Here is a 13,442-nt window from a genome sequence, read left to right on the forward strand (position 1 = left end):
GAGGAGTCAGGCCTTCTCGACATAATCGTCAAGCCTGCTCGGGGTTCCCCGAGGAGAGCCGCCTCCTCAGCTCGGCGAACGACTGCCGGTCGTTGCCGTGGGGGAACGGCTCGTCCGGCACGGGCACGCCGAGGAACTCGCACAGAGGCCGCCAGCCCTGCGTGATCTCGAAGACCAGCAGCCGGTCGGCCGGGATCTCGCGGCACACCGCCTCGTTGTGCTGCTCGAACATCCGGATGGCGTGTCGCGCGTCATCGAACCGGCCGTCGAACTCCCCCTTCCAGACGATCTCGTGCACGACCTGCCGCATCAGGGCCAGACCCGGATCGGCCGGTGCGGGACCGACGGACGCCTGGTAGATGCTTTCCCTCGCGCTTTCGTACCAGCGCCGCGGATCACGCACCGTGAGGATCACCATGGCGCGGGGGAAATGCTCGCTGAGCTGACGCCAGAAGTGCGCGCCCGGCCAGTCGACCGTCGCGCGGTATCCACGGTAGACCGCGTCCCAGTCGGGATTCTCCTCGCGGACGACTCGCTCCCACTGTGAGATCTGCTCGGCGTTCTGGAGGAGTTCGGTCATGTGGTGGCAGGGGCCGAATCCGAGCCGTTCCAGGGCTGACTTCAACGACAAGGTCCCAGTACGCCCGAATCCAACGCCGATGACATCGAGCATGGCGGATTGCCCTTTCCCTGTCCGGGCGGATCGTCGTCCACCGACGATTCCATGATGCTAGTGCCCCGTCGCGGTGTGCATTGGCGGGTCGAGTGGGGGAAGAGCTCGGGCTGATCGGGCGGCTGTCGGAGGGTGCGGCTTCGATAGTCGGGCGTCTGTCAGTCGTGCTCGGCGCCTTGGGGGGATCAGGAACAGCGAGGCGCCCAGCAGGGCGGCGGCCACGATGCCGTCGAGCCAGTAGTGGTTGGCGGTGGACACCACGACGAACAGGGTGGCGGCGGGATGGACCAGCCAGATCCAGCGCCATCGGCTGCGGCCCACGGTGATGAGGCCGATCGCGATGACGAGCGCCCAGCCCACGTGCAGGGAGGGCATCGCGGCGAACTGGTTCGCCAGGCCCTGCGTGTCGACGTCGCCGTACGGGGAGGGGCCGACCAGGCGTCCGGTGTCGACGAGGCCGAAGGCCGGGACCATGCGCGGTGGCGCCAGAGGAAAGGCCAGGTGCAGGGCCAGACCGGCGCCGGTGAGCGCGGTGAGGACGCGGCGTACCCACACGTAGTGGGTGGGATGCCGCCAGAACATCCACACCAAGAACACGATCATGGCTGGGAAGTGGACGTTGGAGTAGTAGAGGTTGGCGGCCTTCTCCAGGGCTCGGCCGTGCAGGATGAGGCCCTGTACGGAGGCCTCGTCGGGCAGGTGCACGGTGCGTTCCCAGCTCCACACCCGCGCGGCATTGGCGAAGGCCTCGGAGACGTGACCGTTCGCCGCGAGCCGTCCCAGCCGGTAGAGGCCGTACAGGACGATGACGAGGAGGAGCTCCCGTACGATCTTCGGCCGGGACCTGGGGGGTGTCGGACGCACGGTCTAGCGGCCGCTGTAGGTGTAGTGGGCCTCCTGCCGCACGGCGGGCTCGCGGCGGAGTTTCTCGCCCTCGATGTCGAGGTCGGGCAGGACGCGGTCGAGCCGGCGGGGCAGCCACCAGGCGGCACGGCCCAGCACCGCCATGACGGCGGGCACGAGGGTCATGCGGACGATGAAGGCGTCGATGAACACGCCGACGGCCAGCGCGAAGCCGATGGACTTGATGATCGGGTCGGGGGTGATCATGAATCCGGCGAACACCGAGATCATGATGATGGCGGCGGCGGTGACGACGCGAGCGTTCGCGCCGAGACCGTTGACGGTCGCCCGCCGAGGTGTGTCGCCGTGGACGAAGTCCTCGCGCATCTTCGAGACGAGGAAGACCTCGTAGTCCATGGCAAGGCCGAACAGGATACCGATCAGGATGATCGGCAGGAAGCTGATCAACGGTCCGGGAGTGGCCACCCCGACGAGGCCGGCCAGGTGGCCCTGCTGGAAGACCGCGGTGGTGATGCCGAAGGTCGCCCCGACCGTGAGCAGGAACCCGGCGGCGGCCTTGACCGGCACGAGGATCGACCGGAAGACCAGCATGAGCAGCAGGATCGACAGGCCCACCACGAGCAGCAGGTAGATGGGCAGAGCGTGGGCGAGCTTCTCGGAGATGTCGATGCCGACCGCGGTGGTGCCGGTCAGTGCGACGTCGGCGCCCTGGACGGCGGCCACCTTGTCGCGGATGGCGTGGACGGTGTCCTCGGTGGCGGCGTCGCTGGGACCGGTGGTGGGGATGACGGCGAGCAGGGCGGTGGTCTTGGCCTCGTTGTACTGGGCGGGCGCGACGGCCCGTACACCGTGGACGCCGTTCAGGAGGCCGGCGGTCTCCTCGGTGGCGGTACGGGTGGCGGCGGCGTCGTGGCCGGAGACCACGGCGATGAGCCGTCCGTTGTAGCCCTTGCCGAAGCCCTCACTGGTCAGGTCGTACGCCTTGCGCTGGGCTGAGCCCTCGGCCGCGGTGCCGGCGTCGGGGAGCGCCAGGCGCATGTGCGTCACCGGCAGGGCCAGCGCGCCCAGCGCCACGACGCCGACCAGCAGGATCGGCAGGCGCAGCCGCGTGACGACGCGTCCCCACCGGTACCCGAGCCCTTCCTTCTCGTGGACGCCCACCCGGCCGGCGCGGTGGCGGCGGGGCAGGACCTTGGCGCCGGCGAGGGCCAGCACCGCCGGCAGCAGGGTCAGGGCGACCAGCACCGCGATCGCGACGGTGCCGGCGGCGGCCAGGCCCATCGCGGCCAGGAACGGGATGCCGACCACCGACAGGCCGGCCAGCGCGATCACCACGGTGGCGCCGGCGAACACCACCGCCGATCCGGCGGTGCCGATCGCGCGTCCCGCCGCCTCGCCCGGCTCGGTCCCGTCCAGCCGGTACTGGCGGTAGCGGGAGGTGATGAACAGCGAGTAGTCGATGCCGACGGCCAGGCCGAGCATCAGCGCCAGCACCGGACTGGCGTCGTTGAGCTGGACCACGCTGGTCAGTGAGTACAGCCCGGCCATGCCCACCGCGACGCCGATCAACGCGTTGAGCAGGGTCATCCCGGCGGCCACCAGGGAAGCGAAGGTGACGAGCAACACCACCGCCGCGACCACCACGCCGATCCCCTCGGTGGCCTCACCGCCGCCGCCGTCCTTGGCGGCGTCACCGCCGGTCTCCACCCGCAGCCCGCCGTGCGCGCCGTGCGCGATGTCCTTGTACGCGGTGCGCTGCGCGTCGGTGATGTCGGCGACCTGCCCGGCGAACTGCACCTGGATGAGGGCGTAGCGGCCGTCGGGCGAGACCGACCTGGCCTGGAACGGGTCGACCGCCCCGACCACGCCGGGGACCGCCTTCGCCTGCCCGACGATGGGCGCCACCTGCGCCTCGGTGAGCTTCGTCTTCGCGGGGGCGGCGACGACGATGGTCCCGGTGGCGCCGCCGGCGGCGGGGAACTCCTTCCTCAGGGCGTCCATCGCCCGCTGGGACTCGGTCCCGGGCATACGGAACTCACCACTGGTCGGGCCCTTGAACGCGAACGCCGCCGCGCCCAGCGCGGCCAGCAGGCTCAGCCAGACGGCCACGACCCGGCCGCGGTGCCGGAAGCACGCGCGGCCGAGCCGGTACAGCAAGCTCGCCATGGGGGGACAGCCTTTCCTTCTGGCAGCACGAAAAGAGCTGCGGGCAGCGGTGGGGGAGGCCGGAGCGGCGGATCCGGCGTCAGGTCGGTGTGGGCGGGCGGGGGATCAGCCGGGCGTACGGCCCAGCGTCCGCAGGGCGCTGATGGTCATCGCCTCGCGCAGGGTCTCTTCGTCCATCTCGAGCTGGCCGCCGCCGGTCAGGAACATGCCGCCCAGCGCCATCGTCGCGGCCACCCGGTCGAACGGGTCGGATGAGCCGCCCGCCAGCACGCCGACCAGCCGGTGCCCGACGCCGTCGAGACCCTCCATGTCGGCCTCCCGCAGCGCGGTGGCGTCGGCCATGTTGTCGAACAGCACCTTGATCTCCTGCCGGAACCGTACGGTCAGGTCCACCAGCCCGGTGATCCCGGCGCGTACGGCGGCGTCGCCTTCCAGGTCGGCCAGCCGGGCGTCCAGCGCGACCATCTCCTTGCCGACCGGCAGCAGCAGCTCGCCGAGGATCGCCTCCTTGTTGCTGAAGTGGTACAGCAGCGAGGCCTTCGAGCAGCCGACCTCCGCGGCGATGTCCGCCAGCGACGTCCCGCGGAACCCGTGCTGAACGAACAGCCGCAGCGCCGCGGCGAGGAGCTGTTCGTGCAGAGCGGTGGAGGAACGGGCCATGCGACCAGAATAGCTGTCCGATCGGTCAGATCTGACCGATCGGACAGGAAGGACCTGTGGGCTTCGTCACCGCGGCCAGCCGCTCTGGTAGGAGATCTCCACGCGGCGGTGATCGGGTCCTTCACGTCCGGACAGCTCGGCCCGTACGGCCTCGGCGCGTGCGCGGGAGAGCGTGAGGTTCGCGGCCGGCGTGCCGATGTCGTCGGTGAAGCCGGCCACGCGCACCGGGCCGGTGACCCCCGCGGCGACCTGATCCTCCGCCCTGCTGCCGCTCCTCCAGTGGGATCACCGCCTCGGCGAACGCGATGTCGCGCACGACGTACCGCTTGAGTTTCTGTCCACGGTGGTGCCGGGGGCCATCGACGAGGGAAAGGTGCCCTGCGCCAGCACCTTCGCCGGGTTCGCGACGGTGATCCCGACCTTGGCGGCCGGCTGTGACGCCTTGGCGTCGTCATCGGTCCCGAGGCGGCCGGACACCGCCGGGGCCGGCATCGCGACGGTCGCGGCCGCGAGGGCGGCCCGCCGGATCGGCGTCATACGTCCGCCTAGACGATCAAGCTGGGCCTTAAAGTATGGGCATGGCAGCACTCGCGCCGCCCGCCGCTTAGGCGGGCCGTCCGACGACACCGGCGCGTCCCCGAGAACGGCGACGCGCGGTCCGGTCGTGCTCGCACGGGAGTCCACGACCCTCTGCTCCGTCGGGAGATTCAATCGTGTCGAAAACTGCCGTCGCGGCGGCTTCTGCTGCCCGAAAACCATCTCGGCCGGTGCTGCGAGGTCTCGCCTGCCTCGCGATCGCCGGAACCACCTGGGGAACGACCGGGGCCGCCGTGGAGATCGTCTATCGGTCGAGCGACTTCGGGCCCATGGCCGTCTCGTTCTGGCGCTTCCTCAGCGGGATGGCGCTGCTGGTCGCGGCCCGCGCGCTGCGTCCTTCCCGCGCCGTACCCCGCAAGGCACGGCCGGCACGGCGGCGCGTGTTCCTGCTCACCGGCACGGGCCTTGGCCTGGCCGTCTTCCAGACCGCGTACTTCGGTGCCGTGCGGGACACCGGCCTGGCCGTCGGAACCATCGTCTGCCTGGGCGCGGCCCCGGTGTTCACCGCCGCCGGCGCGCGGCTGTTCCTCGGCGAACGCCTCGGCCGGGGCGGGCTGCCGGCGGTCGGCGGCGCGCTGGCCGGCCTGGCGATCCTCGTCCTGGGCGACCAGCACGGCGTCGTCCGTCCCGTGGGAGTGGGCCTGGCGCTGGTCTCGGCCGCCGGGTACGCGACGACCAACGTCCTGGGCCGGTGGACCGGACGCCACGGCACGGGCGAGGACCCTTACGGCCTCACCGTGTGGTCGTTCGCCATCGGCGCGGCCGTGATGCTGCCCCTCGCCTGGAGCGAGGGCCTGTGGCCGCACACCGCCCACCTCGGGCGGGTCGTCCTGATGATGCTGTACGTCGCCGCCGTCACGACGGCGCTCGCCTACCCGCTGTACTTCGCCGGTGCCGCCGCCGTACGGGCGGCCACCGCGGCGGTGGTGATGCTGATCGAACCGGTCAGCGCGGCGGTCCTCGCCGTTCTCCTGCTCGGTGAGCGGCTCACCTCGGCGACGGTCGGCGGGACGCTGCTGCTGCTCGCGGCCGTCACGGGCCTGGCCGTGGCCGAGTCCCGCCGCGCGGAGCGATAGCCGGACGTCTCCCGGGTGTGGTGGGTGCGCGCATCACACCCGGGAGAACACGGCACGGCCTCGAGCCGGCCGGTCGGAGAAGCGTCGTCGACGCGTTCACGCGGGCGCGGCACGCGGCGGCGCAGGAGGAGACGCCCGCCCTCCGCGCACTACGCGGCCAGGGCGTCGACATCGACGCGCTTCGGAGGGTTCTGCCGTGAGGCCGGATGACGCGAGCGACGAGTTCCTGCGCTCCCTCCGCACCGCCCTCGCGGACATTCCCGCGTCGATCGCCGGCCTGCGGGAACGTCCGCGCCTCCGCCGATGGCGGAGGTCCCCGCCGTCTTCGACGGCCGCTGAGCCGTCAGGCGGGCAGGGCGGCGAGCCATCCGGTCAGGAGGGCGTTGACCTCCTCGGGACGCTCCTGCTGGATCCAGTGGCCGCACCCGTCGAGCAGGTGGGAGGAGACCAGGCCCGGCAGGGTGGTGGGGTACGCCTCGATGGCGTCGGCCATCCACATCGTGGAGGCGTCCAGCGCGCCGCCGGCGAACACGGACGGCTGGGTGATCGGGGAGCCGTCGAAGTCGGCGAGGTCCGCCCAGTCCCGGTCCATGTTCCGGTAGCGGGCCAGCGCCCCGCTCATCCCGGTCCGCTCGAACTCCCCGGCGTAGACGTCGAGATCGTCCTCACTGAGCCACGCCGGCAGCCGGCCGGTGGGGAACCGGTCGCGCATCGTCCCGCCCCGCGACACGAAGTGCGGGTCCGGGGCACCGGCGGGCGGCATGGTGTCGGCGGACAGGGCGGCGTAGATGCCGGCGAGCCAGCCGCGGACGTCCGGCTCGATCTCGGCCTCCGCCCGGCCGGGTTCCTGAAAGTAGCCGACGTAGAACTCCTCATCTCCGCCCATCCGCGCGAAGACCTCGCTGGGCCGCGGGCCACCGCGCGGGGCGTACGGCACGCTCAGCAGCCCGACCGCACGGAAGACGTCGGGCCGGAGGAGGGCGGAGTCGGCGGCGATGGTCGAGCCCCAGTCGTGGCCCACGACCACCGCGGTCCGCTCGCCCAGGGCGTGCACCACGGCGACGTTGTCCTCGACCAGCGCCCGCATCCCGTACGCGGCGACGCCTTCGGGCCGGGAAGAACGGCCGTAGCCGCGAACGTCGATCGCGACGGCCCGGTACCCGGCCGCGGCCAGCGCCGGCACTTGATGGCGCCAGGAGTACCAGCACTCGGGGAACCCGTGCACCAGCAGCACGAGCGGCCCGGTGCCCTGCTCCACCAGATGGACCCGCCCGGCGGGAGACGGAACCAGACGGTGAGTGATTGCCCCGACCTGCGACATCGGTCCTCCTTGACCTTCGTGTACGTCCCGGCACGATCATCCGACGGACGGGAGCGACGGCCCCAATCGTGTTGCTGTTTCAGCAAACTCGTCCTAGGCCGTGGATGTGCGGCAGCAGGACGTTCACGTCCTCGGAACGCAGCCCGGCGTGGTCGCGTAGCGCCGAGGCGGCCGGTTCCGCCCAGCGGGCCGGCCGTACGGCTCAGAGCCAGCCGGCCTCCGCGGCGATGCGGACCGCGTGGGCGCGGTTGCGGGCGCCGAGCTTGCCGGTGGCCGAGGCGAGGTAGTTGCGTACGGTGCCGCCCGACAGGCACACCTGGGCGGCGATCTCCGGGATCTCGTATCCGCCCGCGTACCGCTGGAGGATCTCGGTCTCCCGGGAGGAGAGCGGGCTGGATTCGGCGTCGAGCGCCGCCATGGCGAGCTGGGGCGCGATGACGCGGGCCCCGGTGCCGGCCTGATCGATCGCGTCGAGCAGCTGCTTGCCGGGCACGTCCTTGACGATCAGCCCGCTGACGTTCGCCGCGATGGCGCGGCGAAGGTGCCCGGGGCGGATGACGCCCGTGACGATGATGACCTTGCAGCGCGGGAGCAGCGCGCGGAGCTCCTCGATGACGGTCAGCCCGTCGATGCCGAGCAGGTCGATGTCGAGCACCGCGACGTCGGGGCGGTACTCGGTCGCGGCGGCGAGCACCGCTCGCCCCGTCGTGGCCTGCGCGACGAGCTGGACGCCGTCCTCCCGCTGGACGAGGGCGGCCAGGGTGTTGCTCCGCAGCCGCGTGTCCTCGGTGATCAGGACCCGGAGCCGGCGCCGCACCCCGGCCGTCATCGGCCCACCTCGTGGACCGGAGAGCAGGCCAGGGCAGGCGGCAGGGCCACGGCGGACCGAACGCGGGCGAGCGCCATGGCGGCTGTACGACGGGAACGCTGAGTCACGGATCTGCGGATCGGCCTTGCTGACGGGGTGACGGGCGCGCCAAGGCTAACGGCGCGCCGTCCGGGACGATCGCCACGATGTGCACCGATCCTCGCCATCTCGCGCACACCTCGCCGTACGTGATCTGCCCGGCCTGAGTTCGCTCTCAGTGAGCGCGCATGATGGAACCGCCGTCCGCATGAGAGGTGAGAGGGTGCGACCTGCGATGTGGGCCGACGTGCTCCCGGCCCGGCCACGGGAGGCCGCCGGATGACCGGGTTCGCCGGCCTGCCGCTGTCCGGCGTCACCGTCGTCAGCGCCGAGCAGGCGGTGGCGGCGCCGTTCGCCACGCGTCAGCTCGCCGACCTGGGCGCTCGGGTGATCAAGGTGGAGCGTCCGGGCGGGGGTGACTTCGCCCGCCACTACGACACGTCCGTGCACGGTCAGTCCAGCTACTTCGTGTGGCTCAACCGGTCCAAGGAGTCGGTGACCCTGGACCTGAAGGCACCGCGCGGCCGGGAGATCCTCGAGCGGCTGCTCGGCCGGGCCGACGTGTTCGTGCAGAACCTGGCCCCGGGCGCGGCCGGCCGGCTGGGGCTGGACGCGGCCTCGCTACGAGAGCGGTACCCCGCACTGATCCCGTGCACGATCTCCGGCTACGGAACCAGCGGTCCGTGGTCCGACCGCAAGGCGTACGACCTGCTCGTGCAGTGCCAGACGGGCCTGGTCTCGCTGACGGGGACGCCCGAGGAGACGGCCCGGGTCGGCGTGTCGATCGCCGACATCGCCGCCGGGATGTACGCCTACTCCGGCATCCTCACCGCCCTGTACACGCGGGCGACCACCGGCGTGGCACGCGCCGTGGAGGTGTCGCTGTTCGAGGCCCTGGCCGAGTGGATGGGCCAGCCCGCCTACTACACGCGCTACGGCGGCACCCAGCCACCCAGGATCGGCACCGGGCACCCCACGATCGCCCCGTACGGCGCCTACACCACGGCCGACGGCGGACAGGTGCTGTTCTCCATCCAGAATGAGAGGGAATGGGGTGCTCTGTGCGACCGGTTCCTGGAACGCCCGGACCTGGTGGACGATCCGCGGTTCGCGACCGGCTCCGCCCGCGTCGCGCACCGGGACGAGCTCGACGCGATCGTGGCCGAGCGGTTCCGCCGGTCCGGCAGCGCGGAGGTGATGGCGGCGCTGGACGCGATCGGGGTGGCCAACGCCGAGGTCGACGACGTCGAAGGCTTCCTCGGCCATCCGGTGCTCGCCTCGCGGGACCGCTGGCGTGACGTACGGATCCCCGGGGGTATGGTCCAGGCGCTCCGGCCGCCCGCCGACCTGGAGGGAATCGACCCGCGCATGGAGGCCGTCCCCGGCGTCGGCGAGCACACCGAGAAGATCCTCACCGAACTCGGCCACGATGAGGCCGACATCGAGCACCTGCGCGCCGACGGTGTCATCTGAACGAGGAGGAGCAGCGTGAGCACAGTGGACATCCTTTCGGAGGACGAGCGGTTCATCGTCGGCACCGTGCGCGACTTCGTCGACAAGGACGTCAGGCCGGTCGTCCAGGAGCTCGAGCACGCGAACACCTACCCCGAGGCCCTGATCGAGCGGATGAAGGGGCTCGGCGTCTTCGGCCTGGCCGTTCCGGAGGAGTACGGCGGCACTCCCGTCTCCACCCCGTGCTACGTGCTCATCACCGAGGAGCTGGCGCGCGGCTGGATGAGCCTGGCCGGCGCGATGGGCGGCCACACCGTGGTGGCCAAGCTGCTGCTGCACTTCGGCACCGAACAGCAGAAGCGCCGCTACCTGCCGAAGATGGCCACCGGCGAGGTCCGCGCCACCATGGCCCTGACCGAACCGGCCGGCGGCTCGGACCTGCAGGCCCTGCGCACCATCGCGAGCCGGGACGGCGACGGATACGTGATCAACGGGGCCAAGACCTGGATCACCAACTCCCGCCGGTCGCAGCTGATCGCGCTGCTCTGCAAGACCGACCCGGACGCCGAACCCGCGCACAAGGGCATCTCGATCCTCCTCGTCGAGCACGGTCCCGGCCTCACCGTCTCGCGCGACCTGCCCAAGCTGGGCTACAAGGGCGTCGAGAGCTGCGAGCTGTCCTTCGACGACTACCGTGCGAGCGCCGACGCCGTCCTCGGCGGGGCCGAGGGCAGCGGGTTCGCCCAGATGATGAAGGGGCTGGAGACCGGCAGGCTCCAGGTCGCGGCCCGCGCCCTGGGCGTGGGCCGGGCGGCGCTGGAGGACTCCCTCGCCTACGCCCAGGAGCGCGAGACGTTCGGCAAGCCGATCTGGCAGCACCAGTCGATCGGCAACTACCTCGCGGACATGGCCACCTCCCTGTCGGCCGCCCGCCAGCTCACCCTCCACGCCGCGCGCGAGGCCGACGCCGGCCGGCGAGTGGACATGGAGGCGGGCATGGCCAAGCTCTTCGCCTCCGAGACCGCCATGCGCATCGCCCTCGACGCCGTACGCATCCACGGTGGATACGGCTACTCCACCGAGTTCGACGTCGAGCGCTACTTCCGCGACGCGCCGCTGATGATCGTCGGCGAGGGGACCAACGAGATCCAGCGCAACGTCATCGTCCGCCAGCTCGTCAAGCGCGGCGGCCTGGACGCCTGACGGCCCGTAGACGCCGGTCTCCTTCCGGGCGCGGGCCCGCGCGCGTATCGTCGGCGCCGGAGGTAGGTCGTGGCATCGGTACGAGGCGTCCTGCGGGCCCTGACCCGGCTCGATGACCGGGTGCTGGGACGGTGGCTGGACCGCCCACCGCCGCGTCTGTCCGTGGCGATCACCATGACGGTTCTCCTCGTCCTCGCCGCCGTGCTGCTCACCGTCCTCCTCGGGGACGCCACCCCCCTGAAGGCCGCGTCCTTCGGCGTGCTCGTCGGCTGGATCGCGCGGTTCAGCCTGAGGCGGCCCCGCTGAAGGCGGGAGCGCGACGCCGAGACGGTTCCGTCCGGTCAGCGTGCGCGCGGTCGCCCGGGGAGCGGCAGGCGGACGCGCGGCAGGAGCGGGGCCGGGGACCGGTGCCGCCAGGCGGAGCGGGTGACCCCGGAGCCGTAGGCCAGGTCCTCGACGAGCCGGAGGACCGTGTAGCGGACCGGGTCGAGGTCGGGGCGGTGCCGGATCCATTCGAGCGCTATCGGGGCGAGCATGGCGACGGCGGCGGCCCGGGCCGCTCCGCCGCGTCCGCCGGCGGCCAGGCAGACGAGTCCGAGGGGCCACCACTCGCGGCGCAGCGCGTGGCCGACGGCGGCCGCGTCCGCCACCGTGCCCTGGCCGACGATCGCCGCGCTCAGCGTCCAGCGCCCGGACGTCCCGGCGAGGCGATGGGCGAGCAGGGCGGTGGCGGTGGCCGCGCAGGCGGCGGCCGCGCGCGGGCGGCCGTAGGTCAGCAGGGTGAGCGTGGCGAGGTTCCACGCCGACGGGCGGGCGGGGGTGAGCCGCCCGGGGTGGCGTTCGGCCAGCGCCGAGGCCGACGTGCCGTACTCGTGGCGGCGCCGGGCCCAGGCCGCCGCCGTGACGCGGGGAGTGTGCGCCACCCGTGCCTCCGGCTGGTACCGCACGTGCCGGTCGCGGTCGGCGAGCCGCCAGACGAAGTCGACGTCCTCGCCGAGCCGCATCTCCTCGTCGAAGAGCAGCTCCCGGGCCGTGGACGCGCGTACGACGAGCGTCGCGGTCGGCACGAAGCCGAGCCTCGCCCCGGGACGGACCAGCGCCGGCCGGGTGCCCATGTCGAGCGCGGACCGGGCGGCCTCGTACCGCGCCAGCAGGTGGGAGCCATCGGCTTCCGGGACGACGCGCGGGGCCACGGCGGCGACCTTCGGATCGTCGAAGTACGGCAGGAGCACGTCCAGCCAGCCGTCCTCGGGCCGGCAGTCGGAGTCCACGAACGCCACGAACGGCGTGCCGGCCAGCCGCAGTCCGGTGTTGCGCGCGGCGGCGGGCCCCCGGTTGCGCGGGTGCCGTACCAGGCGGGCGCCGTGCGCGGCGGCCAGCCGCCGCAGCGGCTCGGGGTCCGGCGAGCCGTCGTCCACGACGATCACCGGGACGCCCTGGACGGCCGCGAGGCAGCGGGCCAGCTCGGCGGCGCGTCCGTACGCGGGCACGACGACTGTCACGTCATGCGGTCCGGGCCTCGGCGGCCGTACGGGGTGGGCGAGGCCGTGGTCGAGCAGCCGCCGGGCCAGCGCCCGCCCGACCGGGGACGTGGCGGCGTGACCGCGTTCACCCGCCCGGCGGAGCTCCGCGAGGTGCGGCCGCGCGGCCGCACCGAGACGGACCACCTTCCACGGCGCGCCGCCCGTGAGGACGCGGCCGCCCGACCAGAAGGACGTGCCGCGGTCGAGCGCGACCCGGAACCCCGGCGGGAGTTCGTGCTGTTCGGGGGACACGGCCGATCAGCGATCCGGGTCGAGGAGGCGACCACGGGAGTCGGTGAGGCCCGCGCCGACGCGGCGGACGACGGCCGTCGTCATGGCCCGCACGATCTGCCGGCCCTGCTCGGCCGACGCCCCGGCCGGATCGCCGAGGACGCCGGACGGGGAGACGGCGCGGACGCCGTGGGCGACCAGGTCCGGCATCAGCTCCGCCAGCGGGCGGGTGTCGCCCGCGACCGCGTTCGGCCGGACGACCAGGTCGGGCGCCAGGTGGAGCATCACGGAGGTCTCGGTGAGTCCGGCGTGAGCGTCACCGTACGGGACACCGCAGCCGGTCCAGGCGACGTCGTGTCCTTCGGCGCGCAGCCGGCCGACGGCGGCGTCGAGCGCGGCGGTGTTGCCGCCGTGGCCGTTGACGAGGACCACGCGTCCCGCCCACAGCGCCAGGGAGCGGACGGTCTCGACGAGCACGGCGCGCAGCGCGTCGTGTCCGATCGAGACCGTGCCGGGAAAGTCCGCGTGCTCGCCGCTCGCCCCGTACGCGATCGCGGGCGCCACCAGCGGCGGGCCCGCCGGCGTGGCGGGGAGGGCGCCGGCCGAGCGTTCGGCGACCGCCCGGGCGATCACGGTGTCGGTGGACAGGGGCAGGTGCGGCCCGTGCTGCTCGGTCGAGCCGACCGGAACCAGGACGAGCGCGCCCGATGGGACGGACGGCCAGACGGCGTCCGCGAGATCGCGACCGACGGGATCCTCTCCGGGCACG

General features: G+C 72.7%; 14 protein-coding genes. 4 read left to right on the top strand and 10 right to left on the bottom strand.

The features are described from left to right. Positions 1 to 28: 28 nt before the first annotated feature. The 6 genes from ACQEV1_RS05405 to ACQEV1_RS05430 form a co-directional block, all read right to left on the bottom strand. Complete coding sequence (locus tag ACQEV1_RS05405) at positions 29 to 673, bottom strand: sulfotransferase family protein (protein ID WP_433391888.1); 645 nt, start codon at positions 671 to 673, stop codon at positions 29 to 31. A 57-nt stretch (positions 674 to 730) separates the two neighbouring features. Next, on the bottom strand, positions 731 to 1,537 hold the full coding sequence (locus ACQEV1_RS05410) for a phosphatase PAP2 family protein (RefSeq protein WP_433391890.1): 807 nt from the start codon (positions 1,535 to 1,537) through the stop codon (positions 731 to 733). 3 nt (positions 1,538 to 1,540) lie between these two features. After that, a complete protein-coding gene (locus tag ACQEV1_RS05415; protein ID WP_433391893.1) occupies positions 1,541 to 3,703 on the bottom strand; it encodes an MMPL family transporter in 2,163 nt (720 codons plus the stop codon). Positions 3,704 to 3,808: 105 nt separating this feature from the next. Then, entirely contained in the window at positions 3,809 to 4,363 is a 555-nt protein-coding gene (locus tag ACQEV1_RS05420) for a TetR/AcrR family transcriptional regulator (RefSeq protein ID WP_285631189.1), read from the bottom strand. A gap of 66 nt (positions 4,364 to 4,429) precedes the next feature. Then, positions 4,430 to 4,582 carry a hypothetical protein gene (locus tag ACQEV1_RS05425; RefSeq protein WP_433391897.1) on the bottom strand — a complete coding sequence of 51 codons (153 nt, stop codon included), beginning with the start codon at positions 4,580 to 4,582 and terminating at the stop codon, positions 4,430 to 4,432. A 66-nt stretch (positions 4,583 to 4,648) separates the two neighbouring features. After that, positions 4,649 to 4,900 carry a hypothetical protein gene (locus ACQEV1_RS05430; RefSeq protein WP_285631195.1) on the bottom strand — a complete coding sequence of 84 codons (252 nt, stop codon included), beginning with the start codon at positions 4,898 to 4,900 and terminating at the stop codon, positions 4,649 to 4,651. Between the two features lie 230 nt (positions 4,901 to 5,130). Between ACQEV1_RS05430 and ACQEV1_RS05435 the strand changes: the two genes are divergently transcribed. Beyond that, positions 5,131 to 6,036, top strand: a complete 906-nt coding sequence (locus tag ACQEV1_RS05435) for a DMT family transporter (RefSeq protein ID WP_433391900.1) — start codon at positions 5,131 to 5,133, stop codon at positions 6,034 to 6,036. A 343-nt stretch (positions 6,037 to 6,379) separates the two neighbouring features. On the opposite strand, the gene ACQEV1_RS05440 is transcribed toward ACQEV1_RS05435, so the two are convergent. Together ACQEV1_RS05440 and ACQEV1_RS05445 are read right to left on the bottom strand one after the other, a co-directional pair. Beyond that, positions 6,380 to 7,357, bottom strand: coding sequence for an alpha/beta fold hydrolase (locus tag ACQEV1_RS05440; RefSeq protein WP_433391903.1), 978 nt, complete (start codon positions 7,355 to 7,357; stop codon positions 6,380 to 6,382). Between the two features lie 202 nt (positions 7,358 to 7,559). Beyond that, the gene (locus tag ACQEV1_RS05445; protein WP_433391905.1) at positions 7,560 to 8,186 is read right to left on the bottom strand and encodes a response regulator; all 627 of its coding nucleotides are present in this window, start codon (positions 8,184 to 8,186) and stop codon (positions 7,560 to 7,562) included. Positions 8,187 to 8,543: 357 nt separating this feature from the next. Between ACQEV1_RS05445 and ACQEV1_RS05450 the strand changes: the two genes are divergently transcribed. From ACQEV1_RS05450 to ACQEV1_RS05460, 3 genes are all read left to right on the top strand, one after another. Continuing rightward, positions 8,544 to 9,737 (top strand): CaiB/BaiF CoA transferase family protein, encoded by a 1,194-nt coding sequence (locus tag ACQEV1_RS05450; RefSeq protein WP_433391908.1) that lies wholly within the window; start codon positions 8,544 to 8,546, stop codon positions 9,735 to 9,737. A 15-nt stretch (positions 9,738 to 9,752) separates the two neighbouring features. Continuing rightward, positions 9,753 to 10,919 (top strand): acyl-CoA dehydrogenase family protein, encoded by a 1,167-nt coding sequence (locus ACQEV1_RS05455; protein ID WP_433391910.1) that lies wholly within the window; start codon positions 9,753 to 9,755, stop codon positions 10,917 to 10,919. Positions 10,920 to 10,988: 69 nt separating this feature from the next. Beyond that, the gene (locus ACQEV1_RS05460; protein WP_433391912.1) at positions 10,989 to 11,225 is read left to right on the top strand and encodes a hypothetical protein; all 237 of its coding nucleotides are present in this window, start codon (positions 10,989 to 10,991) and stop codon (positions 11,223 to 11,225) included. A gap of 35 nt (positions 11,226 to 11,260) precedes the next feature. On the opposite strand, the gene mftF is transcribed toward ACQEV1_RS05460, so the two are convergent. Then, on the bottom strand, positions 11,261 to 12,694 hold the full coding sequence (gene mftF / locus ACQEV1_RS05465) for a mycofactocin biosynthesis glycosyltransferase MftF (protein WP_433391914.1): 1,434 nt from the start codon (positions 12,692 to 12,694) through the stop codon (positions 11,261 to 11,263). Positions 12,695 to 12,700: 6 nt separating this feature from the next. Next, on the bottom strand, positions 12,701 to 13,441 hold the full coding sequence (gene mftE, locus ACQEV1_RS05470) for a mycofactocin biosynthesis peptidyl-dipeptidase MftE (protein ID WP_433391916.1): 741 nt from the start codon (positions 13,439 to 13,441) through the stop codon (positions 12,701 to 12,703). Between the last annotated feature and the right edge of the window lies 1 nt (position 13,442).

The sequence above is a fragment of the Actinoallomurus sp. CA-142502 genome, from assembly GCF_050936355.1.
Taxonomy (GTDB): Bacteria; Actinomycetota; Actinomycetes; order Streptosporangiales; family Streptosporangiaceae; genus Actinoallomurus; species Actinoallomurus iriomotensis.